Here is a 15,955-nt window from a genome sequence, read left to right on the forward strand (position 1 = left end):
AATATGGAGTTTTAGAAAGGTGAGAAAAATATGTTATCAAAACAAAAATTAGCTCGAATTAATACATTAGCAAAAAAAGCGAAGGAAGGAACATTAACTGAGGCAGAAGCAAAAGAGCGTACAGCACTTCGTAAAGAATACTTGGACACATTCCGCTCAACGATGCGTGAGACGATTGAGCATGTGAAAATTGTCGATCCGGAAGGCAATGACGTAACGCCAGAAAAACTAAAAAATATAAAACAACAAAAGGGTTTCTTGAACTAAGGTTACACAATTTCATACAATGTGACACATTTAGCATTTAGTATGACAAATTTCAAAGAAAACACCTACTTACCATTGTTTTCTTTAACGTTCTTGACTACACTATAAAAGTAAACTATATAGCACGAGAAAGGATGTCAAAAATGACTCACACTCCGGATCAACTTGCAATTAATGCAATTCGTACATTGTCAATTGATGCAATTGAAAAAGCAAATTCTGGCCACCCTGGTTTACCAATGGGTGCAGCTCCAATGGCTTACACGCTTTGGACAAAGCATTTACGCCATAACCCACAAAATCCAAATTGGTATAACCGTGACCGCTTTGTATTATCTGCTGGACATGGCTCTATGCTACTTTATAGCTTACTACATTTAGGTGGCTATGATTTGCCAATGGAAGAAATTAAAAACTTCCGTCAATGGGATTCATTAACACCTGGTCACCCAGAGTATGGTCATACCGTAGGTGTTGAAGCAACAACTGGGCCACTTGGACAAGGTATCGCGATGACTGTTGGTATGGCGATGGCTGAGGCACACCTTGCAGCTAAATATAATAAAGATGACTATCAAATTGTAAATCACTACACTTATGCTTTATGTGGTGATGGTGATTTAATGGAAGGTGTAGCTGCGGAGGCTATTTCATTAGCAGGTCATTTACAATTAGAAAAATTGATTGTGCTTTATGATAGTAACGATATTTCATTAGATGGCGAATTAGGCATGGCATTCTCTGAAAATGTTCAAAAACGTTTCGAATCATATGGCTGGAACTATTTACGCGTCGATGATGGTAACGATGTAGCAGACTTAAGCGCTAAAATTGAAGAGGCGAAACAACTAAAAGGCAAGCCAACTTTAATTGAAGTCAAAACAGTAATTGGCTACGGCTCACCAAATAAATCTGGTAAATCAGATTCTCACGGTGCACCACTTGGAGCTGATGAAGCAGCGTTAACAAAAACACATTATGGCTGGGGACACGAGCCTTTCAGCATTCCACAAGAAGTATATGAAACATTTAAAGAAGCAGCAGAGCGTCAAGGTGTAGCAGCAGAAAAAACTTGGAATGAACAATTCGAAGCTTACCGAGCTGAATACCCAGAGTTAGCTGCAGAATTCGAAAATGCAATGGAAGGTGACTTACCAGCAGATTTTGCAGCTGAAGTGCCAGTTTATGAAGCAGGCAAATCAGTCGCAACACGTTCATCTTCTGGCGATGTAATTAACGCATTAGCGAAAAAGTTACCTTCATTCTTCGGTGGAAGTGCGGACTTAGCAAGCTCAAATAAAACAACAATTAAAGGCGCTGGAGATTTCTCGGCAGAAAACTATGCTGGGCGCAATATTTGGTTTGGTGTACGTGAATTTGCAATGGGTGCAGCATTAAATGGTATGGCTTTACATGGTGGTGTTAACGTATTTGGAGCAACATTCTTTGTATTCTCTGACTACGTTCGTCCGGCAGTGCGTTTATCTGCATTAATGGGCTTACCAGTAACATACGTGTTCACACACGATTCAATCGCTGTTGGTGAAGATGGTCCGACACATGAGCCGATTGAGCATCTAGCTTCATTACGCGCAATGCCAAACTTAAATGTGATTCGTCCAGCAGATGCAAATGAATCAGCAGAGGCATGGAAGCAAGCAGTTCTATCACCAAGCACACCAACTGCTTTAGTATTATCTCGTCAAAATTTACCAGTACTAGAAACGACAGCGGAATTAGCTGCTGATGGTGTAGTGCGTGGTGGTTATGTAATTTCACCAGCAACAAAAGCAACACCAGATGCAATTTTAATTGCAGCAGGCTCTGAAGTTTCTTTAGCGGTTGATGCACAAAAAGCATTGCTTGCTGAAGGAATTGATGTATCTGTTGTATCAATGCCATCAACGTTTGCATTTGATCAACAAGATGCAGAGTATAAAGAATCTGTCTTACCGAAGGCTGTTACAAAACGTTTAGCAATCGAAATGGGTGCTACGCAAAGCTGGTACAAATATGTTGGCTTAGATGGTGATGTATTAGGAATTGATACATTTGGCGCATCAGCACCTGGCGATTTAGTAATCGAAAAATTTGGTTTCACAGTTGAAAATGTAGTGAATAAGGTAAAAGCATTATAAGCTGTCAATAAAATATAAGGTTTCTCTAATGTTATGATTAGGGGAGCCTTATTTTTTTATCTTTATGAAGGCTGTCAAATTATAATGGATAACCAATTTATGTGTAAATAATTTCTGTTTGTTGGAAATGTTCAATTGAGGGAAGAGAATATCGAACTACCTTTCGGGTTTTGTCCAATACTTTATTAGAACGATACACATTCACGCATAAGTCAGGGGTTAGCAACAATCATAAAAGCAGGTATATCTAATAAATTTGAATTAAATCATGTTATGAAAATGGGGTAATGTTACGGTATAGACATTTTGATGAGAAAAATTATGTGTTAGCATGTTAATTTTTTGCTATTGAAAAGTTTGATTTTGACACTTTCAACGAATGCTATATCGGTTTAACAAAAGCCAAATATGGTACTGCACCCCAAAGTAAAAAAAGCCTTGGCACTATAAAGGCATAGCACCAAAGGTTATTATTTTGCCAATCCGTTCTGGAAAGCATAGACGACTGCTTGTGTTCGATCTTGTACATCTAATTTACTTAAAATATTGCTAACATGTGTTTTCACTGTTTTTAATGCGATAAATAACTCATCTGCAATTTCTTGGTTTGCTTTACCCTGAGCCATTAAAAGTAGTACTTCCATTTCACGTTCTGTTAAGCTTTCATGTAATGGGGCAGTTGTAGCACTGCGCATTCTAGAAATCATTTTTGTTGTAACTTCAGGTTCTAAAACTGTTTCGCCATTTATCGTTTTACGAATGGCATCGGCAATTTGCTTCGCGTTTGATGTTTTTAAAATATAGCTAACAGCCCCTGCCTCAAGGGCTGGATATACTTTATCATCATCTAAAAAGCTTGTTACCATCATGACTTTTGCAGTAGGCCATTGCTGCAAAATTTTCTCTGTTGCCTCTGCTCCTGTCATAATTGGCATAACATTATCCATTAAAATTAAATCAGGACGTAAAGAGAGCGCCTTATCAATTGCCTCTAAGCCATTTGCAGCCTCGCCGATAACTTCGATATCAGGCTGTGCTGATAGATAGGCTGCTACACCAATCCGCACCATTTCATGATCGTCTACAAGTAATACTTTAATCAAGCTGTTCACCTTTCTTTCTCGGAACTTTTACTTCAACAATTGTACCTTCATTTGGAACGGATACAATTTTATAAAGACAGCCAATTTCAACCGCTCGCTCGGCAATATTATTTAAGCCGTATGATGTGCTTTTATCAGATTGATTGTCGAAGCCTATACCATTATCTTGAATTCGTAAGATCGCAAAATCATCACGTGCTACAAGGAGCAATTCAACAACTGTTGCCTTGGCGTGACGCAATGTATTGGAAAGTGCTTCCTGTGCAATACGGAAAAGATGATCTTCCTGCGCTTTTGTGAGTTCAATTTCCTCTAGTTTATATTCAATATGAAAATAAACCTTCTGTTGAAGCTCTTGAATTAAATCGTTTAACCCTTCTGCTAGTGTTTTGTTACGCAGAGCAACAGGGCGTAAATGTAAAAGAAGTGCTCGCATTTCAAGCTGTGTTTGCTGAACAATTTTTTCAACTTGCCCAAGCTGCTTCTTTGATTGCGGATTTTCCTCTTGCTCTGTTAAAGCAGAGAGCAACATTGAGGCTGCAAAGAGCTGCTGTGATACAGAATCATGCAATTCACGTGCTAAACGCTGGCGCTCCTCAATCAATCTTTCTTGTACAATTTTGTCATTTGTTTCCGCCTTTTCATTCGATAAGCGCTGTAAGGCAGCACGCTGTGATTCGATTAAAGCACCAGCCTCATTGATTGCTTTTTTCATTGAACGGGAGATACCTCGCTTCTTCAATGGCTTAAACTCAGGGCTAGTCAGTTTATTAATCGTACGGGTTGTTGTGATTTCACGCGTTTTTGTTAAAGCAGACATCCATAAACTAATGAAAAATGATATCGTAAAAATGACGCTTACAATTGTAATATCAAGCGGTAATACACCAAGTTTTTCATCGATAAAGAAATGCCATTTCTCTTCTGATGGTACTCCTAAAATATAAACGAAAAAACCAAAAGTCATTGACGATAAAAGGCTAAAAAGGATGATGATACGAAAGATAAATCCAATCATGCGCGCGACACCTCCACATCACCAATCCACGTTGACACATTGATGACTAATAAACGCTTGTCATCAGTCTGTCCGTCTTCAAATCTTAAGCTTTCATTAATCAAGCGTTTAGGAGGCTCATTCAAGCAACATGCCTCCCCGTAAAATGTCGTATAATGCAATCGGACTGACACTTCATATGGAACGAGGATATGCACTTTTCCGATTGCCTGCTGAATAGTGATAACGGATTTACCAGTAGGTAGTATCGTTTGTGTTGTATCAATTACGATATCGCCTACAAAACGCTTTAGTAGTACATCGTCCCATTTGTAAGGTTCTAAAGGCGAGCTTGTTGCCCCGATTAATTGGTTGCGAGAAGTAGAGGAAGTCCAACCTTGATTTGTCACTTCTACAATCTCGTTCTCTTTAGTCAATTGTTTATATAGTAAATAGCCAATTAAAACAATAAAGTACAATCTTAAACTCCACAAAGCAAAAAGAGCCATTATTATAAATAGAATACCAGTCCATAATAGAAATTTACGCTGTTTTTTCATTCCAAAATAAAGAGAAATTATACCGAAAAACAATAGAAAGACGGAGCCATTTTGAAATATTGAAAGTTCAATTAACATAATGAACAGTAATCCTAATAGAAAAAAAGTTACTTGGTCTGTTGTCAGCCGTTTCATAGAGGGGTCTCCTTTCAAAATTTAAGGTCTTTTACCTTGAGTCAACCGACGTGCTGACATCAGCTGACTCAAGATAAAAGGGAGAGGATGTGTACCCTCTCCGATTATGGCTATTCTACTATAGCATGATTTTGCTGTTGTTCGTTAGTTGTAATTAATTTTTGCTCTTTTTCTAACTTTGCAAGACGCGATTCAAATGTTGTTACCTCGTATTTATTGTCAATTTTTGCTGCGATATCATCAAAGTAGTTTGAAAGTTCATCGAAATTGCTCTCATCTTGATTATGAAGCACTTTGTCCATTTGATGATGTGCACGTACGACATTTTCTTTCCCCATTAACTGTAGCTGACGCACTTTCATATCTTTAATTTTATGTTTCATTGTTTCAAATTTACGCTCTAATTCAAAGTATTCAGCTGTGCACACATCAATGCTAGAAAGTAATCCAACTTTACGTGTTGTGTAGGCCTCGACTTCCCCTTGTGCAAAGATGATTAAATCACTTTCACCACTTATTGTTGCAAGATTTAACTGCTGCTCACGCTTTGCTAGCATTGTTTCTGTTTCTTTTAATTGTGCTTCAAGTTCTTTTTTCAGTTGACCTTGACGTGCTAATAGTTTTCCTGTTTGTTCAGTTTGTTGCTCTGCTTGACGAATGTATTGATTTAAAAGAGCGATTGGATTTTTGCGCTCCTTTTTATCAAAGAAATCGTGTAAATCTGCCTGTAATTGATATTTAAAACGTGTGAATAAATTTGCCATTGTAAATCCGCTCCTTTTTATTATTTAGATAATTTTGACCATTCTCTTTCAAAGTTGTTGAATGGATCTTCATCTGTTTCAATAATGTTTGACTCTTGTTTCCAATTTTTTGCGATGTAGTAAAGTACAAAAATTGCGATTAAACCAATCAATGCTGGGATGTTTGATGCAGCGCTAAGGAAACCTGCTAATGCAACCGTTGCACTCATAATTTTGCCAAATACAGATGTACATTTTGTGTAGTAGTGTAAACCTGCTGCCACAAGTAATCCTGAGAATAGTAAGCCGATCATCGGCCCTAGTAATGCTAAAGCAATTAGAAACGCGATAGAGCCTCCGATAAAGTAAAGAAATTTTTTCATTTTGTTGACCTCCTTTTGTTGATACCTTTATGTTAAAGGATGTTCCGTTTTTGCATAACGACCTGTAAATGTATCTTTTTCTAGGTCTCGAGGCTGAGGGAGAATGAGACTTATAAATAAACAATAGAAAGCACAAATAAAGTAGTGTATAATGCTTTGTGGAGAGTTTTCTCATGAGATAGGTAATGGAGGAGGTTGGTTTAACGATGACATGGGCATGGATTCTTGGAATTATTGTTGCTTTAATTGCTGGGGTTGCATTAGGCTTCTTCCTTGCGCGTCAATATATGATGAAGTACTTGAAAGAAAATCCACCGATAAATGAACAAATGATTCGTGTTATGATGGCTCAAATGGGACGTACCCCGTCTGAAAAGCAAGTTCGCCAAATGATGGCACAAATGAACAAAGTTCAAGGTAAATAATATGAAGAGAGATGTCTGGGTGGAATTTCAGGCATCTTTTTTTATGGATAAAATTGAAGAAATAAGTAGTGGATTGGAGTTTTATGTAAGGAGCCTTCTTTTACAATACAAGCCACGACTAACCTCTGAAGAGCTTCATCATCTTCTCGATAAATTAATTCAAATGCAATTTATAGCCAAACCACAATTTAATATTGATAAATCAAAGGTACGACAAGGTGTGCTTTGCCAGCAATGTGATTTTCAAGTACAAATGAAATTTTATCACGGACAATTTATATGCCCACGCTGTTCTATGAAAGATGATGGTAAACTGCTGCGGCAAGCATTGAATGATTATTGTTTGTTGATAGATGAATGGATTACGAATGATAAATTTAGAGAATTTGTCGGGATAGCTTCGTTATACGCTGCAAGACGTTTGTTGAAAAAACTAAACCTTCCTTTTGAAGGTGAGAATAGGGGAAGAAAATATTTTATTGATATAAAAAGGGATGCAGATAACTTATGAGAAAACCCAAATAACTTAAGAGAACCGCAGATAAGTCATAAGAAAGCGCAGATAACTTGGAAAAACCGCAGATAAGTCATAAGAAAGCGCAGATAACTCGGAAAAATCGCAGATAAGTCATAAGAAAGCACAGATAACTTGGAAAAACCGCAGATAAGTCATAAGAAAGCGCAGATAACTCGGAAAAACCGCAGATAAGTCATAAGAAACCGCAAATAACACGAGAAATTCACATATAAATTCCAATTGTAATTTGGTAAAATAGTAAATGTACAAAAGGTGTTATGAATTTAAGGGGGAAATGACATGATAAATGAAGTAGTGGTTGTGAGTGCGGTACGAACGGCGATTGGGGCTTTTCAGGGGACACTTAAGGACATACAAGCACAGCAACTAGGTAGTATTGTAATAAAGGAAGCAATAGAACGAGCGAATATTGAGCCACAATTAGTGGATGAGGTTATAATGGGGAATGTGCTTGCAGCGGGGTTAGGGCAAAATCCAGCGCGTCAAGCTGCGTTAAAGGCAGGGATTCCTTACACAGTGCCAGCGATGACGATTAATAAAGTGTGTGGCTCGGGGTTGAAGGCTGTACATTTAGCCGCACAGGCAATCGCACTGGGGGATGCGGAAATTGTTGTTGCAGGTGGCTTTGAAAATATGAGTCAAGCACCATATGTTTTGAAAAATGCGCGCGAAGGCTTCCGCATGGGTGACCAAAAGGTTGTTGATACGATGATTCATGATGGGCTATGGTGTGCACAAAATGATTATCATATGGGAATAACAGCGGAAAATTTATGCGATAAATATGAAATTACGCGTGAGGAGCAGGATGCTTTCGCGGCTCGTTCACAAACAAGAGCAGCACAGGCAATGGGTGATGGGAAATTCGTTGATGAAATTGTACCTGTGGAAATTCCACAGCGCAAAGGGGAACCGATTATTTTCGCACATGATGAATATGTTAAGGCTAACACCACAGCGGAAAAGCTTGCTGCGCTTCGCCCAGCATTTAAGAAAGATGGCTCAGTGACGGCAGGTAATGCTTCGGGAATTAATGATGGTGCAGCGGCACTCGTATTAATGACTAAGAAACGCGCACTTGAATTAGGATTAACACCGATGGCAACGATTATCGCCAATGCAAGTGTAGGTGTTGACCCGCAAATAATGGGGGCAGGTCCAATTAAAGCGGTGCAAAAAGCACTAGCAAAAGCAAATAAATCATTGCAGGACATCGATTTAATTGAAGCGAATGAAGCTTTTGCGGCACAGGCAATAGCAGTAGACCGCGAGCTGCAATTCGATCATGATAAGCTCAATGTTAACGGCGGTGCGATTGCATTAGGGCATCCAATTGGGGCTAGCGGAGCACGTATTTTAGTAACATTATTGTATGAAATGCAGAAACGAGATGCAACACTTGGTCTTGCTACATTATGTATCGGTGGCGGACAAGGTGTTGCGACGATAGTACAACGGTAGGTGAATAAAATGGCAAAAAAGAAAATAGGTCAAAAACAAGCAGCACAACCAAAGCTTGAGCAAGAAAAAGCACCAACATTGCAGGACCAACTAGGTGGCGATGTGCTAGCAAAGTTAAAGGCAACAAAGCAGGCGCTAGTAGATAAAGAGCAGGCAGCCGAGGAAGAGCGTCAAGCAAGGCTTGTTTTTGAGCGTAAGCAACGTGAGAAAAACATGAGCTTTGAGGAGCTGCTAGACCAATACGGTGATAAAGGCTCGAAATATTAAAGGCTGTTAAAACCAGCAAAAAGGACGTGTCACAGCAGACACGTCCTTTTTATCTTGGTAATTTACGGCGTTTCAAGCGTAAAATAATGGCCATTATAATAATAAAAAACAATGCACCAGAGCTATCGAGTAAAACATCTGAGAAGACGCCAGTGCGTCCAGGTGAAAATGCTTGTCTTATTTCATCAAGTGAGGCGATCAAAAATACCGTCGCCAATGCAAGAATAGCAGGAAAGCGCCATGTTAGCTTACGGTAAAGTAGGTAAAAAAGAACGCCGACAATGCCAAAGCCAATAAAATGGGTAGCCTTTCGAATTAAAAATTCTACAAAATAAAAATAACCTCTTGATTCTACGGAATTAATTCTTCCCCAATAAGGTATTTTAAGTAAGCTTAATGTTTCTTCAAAGGGCTTATTTGCTAATAAAACGCGAAGCTCTGGAACAATTGTTTGTGACTGGTAGCTCATACTTGATGAAAATGCAATGATAGATAGTGCGGCGACTATAAGGAAAATATATTTTTTCATCGGTGTTCTGTGTAAATATCCTTCTTTATTTGTTCTCCTATAGCATCAATTAGAGGTAAATCTTCTATTGCATAGTATGCATTAATATTTTCTAGCAATTGCTGCTTTGTGCTTGCGCCAATAACGGTTGAAGCGATGGTTGGATGCTGTAAGTTGAAAGCTAATGCTAAGCTATGTAATGAGCCGTATTGTTCTTCCAGTTTTGCTAACAATGTTTGCAGTTCTTCCTGTGAATAATTCATATAAGGCTGCAAGCGAGAGCGCCATTCTTTTGTTAATAAGCCTTTAGCGATAGAGCCTCGTGTGACAACAGAGACGCCGTTTGCTGTAAGCTCTGAAAACCATTCTTCTGCACGCCGATCGAGCATGCTGTATTGCATCATATTGCTAATTGCCTGTCCTTTTTTGGTAAAGGGTACAAAAACATTTGGTCGAATTGAAGAAATCCCATAGGCACGGATTAAGCCATCTTTCTTTAATTCTTCAAATGTATCAATTACTGCGTCTAAATTGTCTTCTATCGTTCCACCATGTAGCTGATAGATATCAATATAGTCTGTTTGGAGACGCTGTAAGCTATCTTTTACGGCTTTTTTTATATAGCTTGGTGAAGCATCCCATGACCAGCCTTCTTGCCCAACTTCAAAACGATTACCTACTTTTGTAGCGACAATAAGTTTATTACGATATGGCTTTAAAATTTCACCAACTATGCGTTCATTTTCACCTCGCATATATAAATCTGCTGTATCAAAATAGTTGATTCCGGCATCAAGCGCGGCTTCTATAATAGATTGGGCTTCACTTACATTCGCAGGCAATGACATGCAGCCAAGACTAAGCTCAGAAATTTCAATATTGCTCTTTCCAACAGTTCTTTTTTTCATGAAATACACACCTTTCTCTGTATAATGTTACAATGGATTCATCTAATACGACAAGTGAGGCGAATAGTTTTGAATAAATTTGAGGAAAAAACAGTTACATCGCAGCCTATTTTTAAAGGACGGGTGATTTCGCTGAAAGTAGATGATGTATTGCTACCAAATGGTGAGATAGCGAAGAGAGAAGTGGTAAATCATCCTGGTGCAGTAGCAATAATTGCATTGACGGATGAAGGCAAATTATTAGTCGTTGAGCAATATCGTAAGGCATTAGAACGCTCAATTGTAGAAATTCCTGCTGGTAAACTAGAGCCGGGAGAAAAACCAGAAGTAACAGCGCGTAGAGAGCTTGAGGAAGAGACAGGCTATGCGTGTGAGGAGCTTACATATTTACAAACATTTGCGACTTCGCCAGGCTTTGCGGATGAGGTGATTCATTTATTCGTTGCACGTAAGCTCATTCCATTAAAGGAAAAGGCTCCTCTTGATGAAGATGAATTTGTTGAATTAATGGAAGTGACATTAGAAGAAGCAGAAGCTATGATGGCAAGTGGTGCAATTTATGATGCGAAAACAGCATATGCTGTGATGTGGTTGAAAAATCAAAAATAATGCATAGAAAAACGATTTAAAATATCCGCATATCAGCCTTGGACTAGCATAAGTTGGTTGTAAAGGAGGCTTAAATTTGCGGACAAGCATTATAATACAATTAACGAGTATGATTGTCGTTGGCTTTCTAAGTGGTGTTGCCTGCTTTTATATATTTAGCTTGGAACAGGCAATTGCACTTATTCAATTGATGGACGGGCGTCTATTGCAACAAGAGGCACCTAGCGTAATGCAAACCATTTTACCAGTAGTTTTTGCAATAGCAATTGTGCTATTATTTGCAACACATCCTTTTTGTGCGTTTGTTGCTAAATGGTTAATTGCGCTACGAGTGACATTTTTAGGGTTTAGCTCAATGTATTTGTTAACACAGCAAAAATCTTTACTTGCATATGGTATATGGTGGTTTCCTTTTCAATTTATTTATTGTATCTTACTATTGATGATTTGTTTAGGTATATCAACGAAAAGACCGATGCGATTCGCCAAAAAAGGTACTGCGACATATAGACGAATGTTAGCAATTATACTATTATTTTGCATACTTGCATTATTTGAAATGCTTGTTATATCGTATGTGTTTGAATAGATTCATAATAAGAGCAAATGAATTAACTAGATAAAGCATCATTAGCTTGTCAGTCGTTTTGCTCATTTGGTATAATAAGAGGAGTTTAGGAGGGCGTCACATGGAGAGCCGTATTGATCGTATTAAAAAACAACTGCATAGTGCTAGCTATAAGTTGACGCCACAGCGTGAAGCGACAGTGGCCGTTCTGCTTGAACATGAAGAAGATCATTTAAGCGCAGAAGATGTTTTTTTGCTAGTAAAGGAAAAAGCTCCTGAAATAGGCTTAGCGACTGTATACCGCACGTTAGAATTATTAACTGAGCTGAAAATTGTTGATAAAATCAATTTCGGTGATGGTGTGTCTCGTTATGACCTCAGACAAGAGGGAGCTGCTCATTTTCACCATCATTTGGTTTGTATTGAATGTGGTGCAGTTGATGAAATTCAAGAAGACTTATTAGAAGATGTAGAAGCAGTAGTAGAAAAGCGCTGGAATTTTATCATTAAAGACCATCGACTAACATTCCATGGTATTTGTTGGAGATGTCAGGGCAATGAAGATTCAAGTGAGTGAGGGGGGGCGTGTCTAAAAGCGATTTTAAGACACGCCTTTTGCGACCATTATGGGAGCAATATTGATATAGTAGTAAGGGGGCGTCGGGAAGGTTTTGATTTTCCCGATGCCCCTTTTCATTTCTACTTATTCGGAAGGGGTTTTAGGGATGAATGTATTTCAAGATGCTATTGCAGATTATATTCATTTTATACGCGTAGAGCGCCAATTATCTGATAATACACTTGTATCGTATGAGCGCGATTTGGCGAGTTATGCAGCATTTATTCAAGCACAGCAGCTACCGTCCTTTAATGAAGTAACGCGTGCAACCATTTTATTGCATTTAGAAGCGCTGCGTGCAGCAGGAAAAACACCACGCACAATCGCTCGCCATATTTCATCAATTAGGTCGTTCCATCAATTTTTATTAAGGGAAAAAGTAACGACAACTGATCCGACTGTGCATCTTGAAATGCCACAATTGGAGCAGAAGCTACCAAAAGTCCTTTCCATACAAGAGATTGATGCACTAATTGCAGCTCCAGACCTTTCTAAGGCTCAAGGGGTTCGCGATGTTGCCATGCTTGAGTTATTGTATGCTACTGGGATGCGCATTAGCGAGTTAATTGAGCTCGATATTAATGATATCCATTTAACGATGGGCTTTGTGCGTGTATTTGGTAAAGGCGGAAAGGAAAGAATTATTCCGCTTGGTCGCGGCGCAATTACAGCATGCGAAAATTATTTAGGGCGAGCACGCTACGAGCTCCAAGGTAAATATCCAAAAACTGACGCGTTATTTATTAACCGTAGAGGGAAAAGATTAACTAGACAAGGTTGCTGGAAGCTATTGAAGGAGCATGCGCAGACAGCGAAAATTCAGCATGAAATTACGCCGCACGTGTTGCGCCATTCCTTTGCCACTCATTTAATTGAAAACGGAGCGGATTTACGAGCGGTACAGGAAATGTTAGGGCATTCAGATATTTCAACGACACAAATTTATACACATGTGAGCAAAACGAGATTATCTGAGGTATATAAGCAATTCCACCCACGTGCATAAGTAGTTAGTCATTGTTAGAACAAAATGTCACATAGAAGGATGGACATCTTTTATTCAGAAGATAAAAATTTTGTACAGTCAGATGTCTGACCTTTATTTTTGAATTATTTTTGGTAAAATATATATATAGTGAAAAGGAGGTCGTGCAATAATGGAAGCGTTTAAAAAGATACATGTAATTGTAATGGATTCGGTAGGAATTGGTGAAGCACCAGATGCTCAGAAGTTTGGGGATGTCGGCTCAGATACGTTAGGCCATATTGCAGAAAAAATGAATGGCTTAAAGATGCCTACGATGGAAGGCTTAGGCTTATCTAATATTCGAGAGCTACAAGGAATAGCGCGAGTAGATGAACCAAAGGCTTACTATACTATGATGCAAGAGGCATCTGTAGGTAAAGATACGATGACTGGTCATTGGGAAATTATGGGCTTAAACATTGACAAGCCATTTAAAGTATATCCAGATGGCTTCCCCCAAGAGCTAATTGCACAATTAGAGGAACGTACAGGGCGTAAAGTATTGTGCAACAAGCCTGCAAGCGGAACGGCGGTTATTGATGATTTTGGGCAAGAGCATATGGAAACAGGGGCAATTATTGTTTATACATCTGCTGACCCTGTGCTACAAATCGCAGCACATGAGGAAATTGTGCCATTAGAGGAGCTTTATAAAATTTGTGAAATCGCACGCGAATTAACATTGCAGCCAGAATATTTAGTTGGGCGAGTAATTGCGCGTCCGTTTATTGGCGAACCAGGCAACTTTACACGTACAGCAAATCGCCATGACTATGCATTGACACCATTCGGTCGTACAACGATGGCAGAAATGAAAGATGCAGGCTTTGATGTTATTGCAATCGGTAAAATCTCTGATATTTTCAATGGTGATGGCGTAACAGAAGCCATTCGCACGAAAAACAACACAGATGGCATGGATAAAATGGTGGAAGTGGCACAGCGCGATTTTCATGGGATAAGCTTTTTAAACTTAGTTGATTTTGACGCAAACTTTGGTCACCGTCGCGATCCTATTGGCTATGGTGAGGCGCTAGAAGAATTCGACCGTCGCTTACCAGAGGTGCTATCGGAGCTAGGTGAGGATGATTTGCTAATGATTACAGCTGATCATGGTAATGACCCAACTTTCCCAGGTACAGATCATACGCGTGAATATGTACCATTAATCGTTTATTCTCCACGTTTTAATGGTGGAGTAGAACTGCCACTACGTGAAACATTTGCGGACATTGCAGCAACGATTGCTGACAATTTTAAAATTGCAGCACCTAAGTTTGGTACAAGCTTTTTGCAACAATTGAAATAGGGAGGCTAGGCAAATGAGAATGGTAGATATTATTGAGAAAAAACGAGATGGTCAAACGTTAACAACAGAAGAAATTCGTTTTTTCATTAACGGCTATACAAACGGCAATGTACCGGACTATCAAGCAAGTGCATTGTTAATGACCATTTATTTTCAAGGAATGGATGACCGTGAACTAGCTGATTTAACAATGGCAATGGTGGAGTCTGGTGAGCAAATTAAGCTAGCACAAATAGAAGGTATAAAGGTAGATAAGCATTCAACAGGTGGCGTAGGTGACACGACGACACTACCGTTAGCAGCAATGGTCGCTGCAGTAGGGGTTCCAGTTGCGAAAATGAGCGGTCGCGGCTTAGGGCATACAGGCGGTACAATCGACAAGCTAGAGGCGATTGCAGGCTTCCATGTGGAACTAACAAATGAACAATTTGCGAAGCAAGTAAATGATATTAAAATGGCGGTTATTGGGCAAAGTGGCAATTTAACACCGGCCGATAAAAAGCTTTATGCCTTGCGCGATGTTACAGCTACTGTATCAAGTATTCCATTAATTGCTAGCTCGATTATGTCGAAAAAAATTGCAGCAGGTGCAGATGCCATTGTACTTGATGTAAAAACGGGTGATGGCGCCTTTATGAAAACAGCCGAAGATGCGAAAAAGCTTGCTGAGACGATGGTGCGCATCGGCAATAACGTTGGGCGTAATACGATGGCCATCATTTCAGATATGAGCCAGCCATTAGGATATGCAATAGGAAATGCACTTGAAATTCAAGAGGCAATCGATACGTTAAAAGGGCATGGTCCAGCTGATTTAAACGAGCTGTGCTATACACTTGGTTCACAAATGGTTGTGCTTGGTGGTAAAGCAGCAACAATTGACGAAGCACGTGCGATGCTAAAGGAAGTTGTAGAGAATGGTGCTGCGCTTGAAGTATTGAAAAAATTTATTGCAGCACAGGGCGGAGATGCCTCTGTTGTTGATGAACCAACAAAGCTACCACAGGCTACTTATGTGACAGAGCTTGTAGCGAAGGTAGCAGGCTATGTAGCAAAAATCGAGGCAGATGATATTGGTACAGCGGCAATGCTTCTTGGCGCAGGACGTGCAACAAAGGAATCAGAAATCGATTTAGCTGTGGGCTTAGTGTTGCGCAAAAAAGTTGGAGATTACGTAGAAGCGGGAGAGTCGCTGGTAACAATCCATGCGAACCGTGAACAAATTGATGATGTTGTTGAGAAAATTTATGCACACATCCATTTATCTCAGGAGCCAGTTGTTGCTCCGAAATTGATTGAAGCGATTATTACGAAATAATAGATATTTTACCTATAAAATCGGATTAATACCGATTTTATAGGTTTTTTTGTTGATAAAATCAGAAAAATA

General features: G+C 39.2%; 19 protein-coding genes. 12 read left to right on the forward strand and 7 right to left on the reverse strand.

Annotated features, from left to right (window positions below):
• Nucleotides 1-30: 30 nt before the first annotated feature.
• Both TY13_RS04535 and tkt read left to right on the forward strand, forming a co-directional pair.
• The gene (locus TY13_RS04535; RefSeq protein ID WP_042472178.1) at nucleotides 31-267 is read left to right on the forward strand and encodes a DUF896 domain-containing protein; all 237 of its coding nucleotides are present in this window, start codon (nucleotides 31-33) and stop codon (nucleotides 265-267) included.
• Between the two features lie 143 nt (nucleotides 268-410).
• Nucleotides 411-2,405 (forward strand): transketolase, encoded by a 1,995-nt coding sequence (gene tkt / locus TY13_RS04540; RefSeq protein ID WP_042472181.1) that lies wholly within the window; start codon nucleotides 411-413, stop codon nucleotides 2,403-2,405.
• A gap of 470 nt (nucleotides 2,406-2,875) precedes the next feature.
• Here the strand turns inward: tkt and TY13_RS04545 are convergent, their stop codons facing one another.
• From TY13_RS04545 to TY13_RS04565, 5 genes are all read right to left on the reverse strand, one after another.
• A complete protein-coding gene (locus tag TY13_RS04545; protein WP_042472184.1) occupies nucleotides 2,876-3,508 on the reverse strand; it encodes a response regulator transcription factor in 633 nt (210 codons plus the stop codon).
• On the reverse strand, nucleotides 3,501-4,526 hold the full coding sequence (locus TY13_RS04550; RefSeq protein WP_042472185.1) for a sensor histidine kinase: 1,026 nt from the start codon (nucleotides 4,524-4,526) through the stop codon (nucleotides 3,501-3,503). The genes TY13_RS04545 and TY13_RS04550 overlap by 8 nt, the downstream gene beginning before the upstream one ends.
• Nucleotides 4,523-5,200: a cell wall-active antibiotics response protein LiaF gene (liaF, locus tag TY13_RS04555; protein ID WP_042472188.1), complete on the reverse strand. Its 678-nt coding sequence runs from the start codon at nucleotides 5,198-5,200 to the stop codon at nucleotides 4,523-4,525. Before liaF ends, TY13_RS04550 begins: the two co-directional genes overlap by 4 nt.
• A 110-nt stretch (nucleotides 5,201-5,310) precedes the next feature.
• The gene (locus TY13_RS04560; RefSeq protein ID WP_042472191.1) at nucleotides 5,311-5,964 is read right to left on the reverse strand and encodes a PspA/IM30 family protein; all 654 of its coding nucleotides are present in this window, start codon (nucleotides 5,962-5,964) and stop codon (nucleotides 5,311-5,313) included.
• Between the two features lie 20 nt (nucleotides 5,965-5,984).
• Nucleotides 5,985-6,326: a lmo0954 family membrane protein gene (locus TY13_RS04565; protein ID WP_042472193.1), complete on the reverse strand. Its 342-nt coding sequence runs from the start codon at nucleotides 6,324-6,326 to the stop codon at nucleotides 5,985-5,987.
• A 206-nt stretch (nucleotides 6,327-6,532) separates the two neighbouring features.
• Between TY13_RS04565 and TY13_RS04570 the strand changes: the two genes are divergently transcribed.
• The 4 genes from TY13_RS04570 to TY13_RS04585 all read left to right on the forward strand — a co-directional run bounded on the left by TY13_RS04570 (nucleotide 6,533) and on the right by TY13_RS04585 (nucleotide 9,017).
• Entirely contained in the window at nucleotides 6,533-6,751 is a 219-nt protein-coding gene (locus tag TY13_RS04570) for a YneF family protein (RefSeq protein ID WP_042472194.1), read from the forward strand.
• A gap of 19 nt (nucleotides 6,752-6,770) precedes the next feature.
• Nucleotides 6,771-7,262, forward strand: coding sequence for a hypothetical protein (locus tag TY13_RS19670; RefSeq protein ID WP_195891654.1), 492 nt, complete (start codon nucleotides 6,771-6,773; stop codon nucleotides 7,260-7,262).
• 306 nt (nucleotides 7,263-7,568) lie between these two features.
• A complete protein-coding gene (locus TY13_RS04580) occupies nucleotides 7,569-8,750 on the forward strand; it encodes an acetyl-CoA C-acetyltransferase (protein WP_042472197.1) in 1,182 nt (393 codons plus the stop codon).
• Between the two features lie 9 nt (nucleotides 8,751-8,759).
• A complete protein-coding gene (locus TY13_RS04585; RefSeq protein ID WP_042472200.1) occupies nucleotides 8,760-9,017 on the forward strand; it encodes a YqkE family protein in 258 nt (85 codons plus the stop codon).
• A 49-nt stretch (nucleotides 9,018-9,066) separates the two neighbouring features.
• On the opposite strand, the gene TY13_RS04590 is transcribed toward TY13_RS04585, so the two are convergent.
• On the reverse strand, nucleotides 9,067-9,546 hold the full coding sequence (locus TY13_RS04590; RefSeq protein ID WP_042472202.1) for a VanZ family protein: 480 nt from the start codon (nucleotides 9,544-9,546) through the stop codon (nucleotides 9,067-9,069).
• Entirely contained in the window at nucleotides 9,543-10,433 is an 891-nt protein-coding gene (locus TY13_RS04595) for an aldo/keto reductase (RefSeq protein WP_042472204.1), read from the reverse strand. The genes TY13_RS04590 and TY13_RS04595 overlap by 4 nt, the downstream gene beginning before the upstream one ends.
• A gap of 69 nt (nucleotides 10,434-10,502) precedes the next feature.
• Here TY13_RS04595 and TY13_RS04600 point away from each other — a divergent pair, with 69 nt between their 5' ends.
• From TY13_RS04600 to TY13_RS04625, 6 genes are all read left to right on the forward strand, one after another.
• On the forward strand, nucleotides 10,503-11,042 hold the full coding sequence (locus TY13_RS04600; protein WP_042472207.1) for an NUDIX domain-containing protein: 540 nt from the start codon (nucleotides 10,503-10,505) through the stop codon (nucleotides 11,040-11,042).
• Between the two features lie 76 nt (nucleotides 11,043-11,118).
• A complete protein-coding gene (locus tag TY13_RS04605) occupies nucleotides 11,119-11,631 on the forward strand; it encodes a hypothetical protein (protein ID WP_042472209.1) in 513 nt (170 codons plus the stop codon).
• 100 nt (nucleotides 11,632-11,731) lie between these two features.
• Nucleotides 11,732-12,187: a ferric iron uptake transcriptional regulator gene (fur, locus tag TY13_RS04610; RefSeq protein ID WP_042472212.1), complete on the forward strand. Its 456-nt coding sequence runs from the start codon at nucleotides 11,732-11,734 to the stop codon at nucleotides 12,185-12,187.
• A gap of 148 nt (nucleotides 12,188-12,335) precedes the next feature.
• Nucleotides 12,336-13,235 (forward strand): site-specific tyrosine recombinase XerD, encoded by a 900-nt coding sequence (xerD, locus tag TY13_RS04615; RefSeq protein WP_042472214.1) that lies wholly within the window; start codon nucleotides 12,336-12,338, stop codon nucleotides 13,233-13,235.
• A 151-nt stretch (nucleotides 13,236-13,386) separates the two neighbouring features.
• Nucleotides 13,387-14,565, forward strand: a complete 1,179-nt coding sequence (gene deoB, locus TY13_RS04620) for a phosphopentomutase (RefSeq protein WP_042472216.1) — start codon at nucleotides 13,387-13,389, stop codon at nucleotides 14,563-14,565.
• Between the two features lie 13 nt (nucleotides 14,566-14,578).
• Nucleotides 14,579-15,883 (forward strand): pyrimidine-nucleoside phosphorylase, encoded by a 1,305-nt coding sequence (locus tag TY13_RS04625; protein WP_042472218.1) that lies wholly within the window; start codon nucleotides 14,579-14,581, stop codon nucleotides 15,881-15,883.
• Nucleotides 15,884-15,955 lie beyond the last annotated feature (72 nt).

It is taken from the genome of Bacillus ndiopicus (assembly GCF_000612805.1).
Taxonomy (GTDB): Bacteria; Bacillota; Bacilli; order Bacillales_A; family Planococcaceae; genus Metasolibacillus; species Metasolibacillus ndiopicus.

What these genes read in the sequence shown, in the direction of transcription:
- TY13_RS04535 (WP_042472178.1), top strand. Translation starts at nt 31, where the DNA reads ATGTTATCAAAACAAAAATTAGCTCGAATTAATACATTAGCAAAAAAA.
- tkt (WP_042472181.1), top strand. Translation starts at nt 411, where the DNA reads ATGACTCACACTCCGGATCAACTTGCAATTAATGCAATTCGTACATTG.
- TY13_RS04550 (WP_042472185.1), bottom strand. Translation starts at nt 4,526, where the DNA reads ATGATTGGATTTATCTTTCGTATCATCATCCTTTTTAGCCTTTTATCG.
- liaF (WP_042472188.1), bottom strand. Translation starts at nt 5,200, where the DNA reads ATGAAACGGCTGACAACAGACCAAGTAACTTTTTTTCTATTAGGATTA.
- TY13_RS04560 (WP_042472191.1), bottom strand. Translation starts at nt 5,964, where the DNA reads ATGGCAAATTTATTCACACGTTTTAAATATCAATTACAGGCAGATTTA.
- TY13_RS04565 (WP_042472193.1), bottom strand. Translation starts at nt 6,326, where the DNA reads ATGAAAAAATTTCTTTACTTTATCGGAGGCTCTATCGCGTTTCTAATT.
- TY13_RS04570 (WP_042472194.1), top strand. Translation starts at nt 6,533, where the DNA reads ATGACATGGGCATGGATTCTTGGAATTATTGTTGCTTTAATTGCTGGG.
- TY13_RS04580 (WP_042472197.1), top strand. Translation starts at nt 7,569, where the DNA reads ATGATAAATGAAGTAGTGGTTGTGAGTGCGGTACGAACGGCGATTGGG.
- TY13_RS04585 (WP_042472200.1), top strand. Translation starts at nt 8,760, where the DNA reads ATGGCAAAAAAGAAAATAGGTCAAAAACAAGCAGCACAACCAAAGCTT.
- TY13_RS04590 (WP_042472202.1), bottom strand. Translation starts at nt 9,546, where the DNA reads ATGAAAAAATATATTTTCCTTATAGTCGCCGCACTATCTATCATTGCA.
- TY13_RS04595 (WP_042472204.1), bottom strand. Translation starts at nt 10,433, where the DNA reads ATGAAAAAAAGAACTGTTGGAAAGAGCAATATTGAAATTTCTGAGCTT.
- fur (WP_042472212.1), top strand. Translation starts at nt 11,732, where the DNA reads ATGGAGAGCCGTATTGATCGTATTAAAAAACAACTGCATAGTGCTAGC.
- xerD (WP_042472214.1), top strand. Translation starts at nt 12,336, where the DNA reads ATGAATGTATTTCAAGATGCTATTGCAGATTATATTCATTTTATACGC.
- deoB (WP_042472216.1), top strand. Translation starts at nt 13,387, where the DNA reads ATGGAAGCGTTTAAAAAGATACATGTAATTGTAATGGATTCGGTAGGA.
- TY13_RS04625 (WP_042472218.1), top strand. Translation starts at nt 14,579, where the DNA reads ATGAGAATGGTAGATATTATTGAGAAAAAACGAGATGGTCAAACGTTA.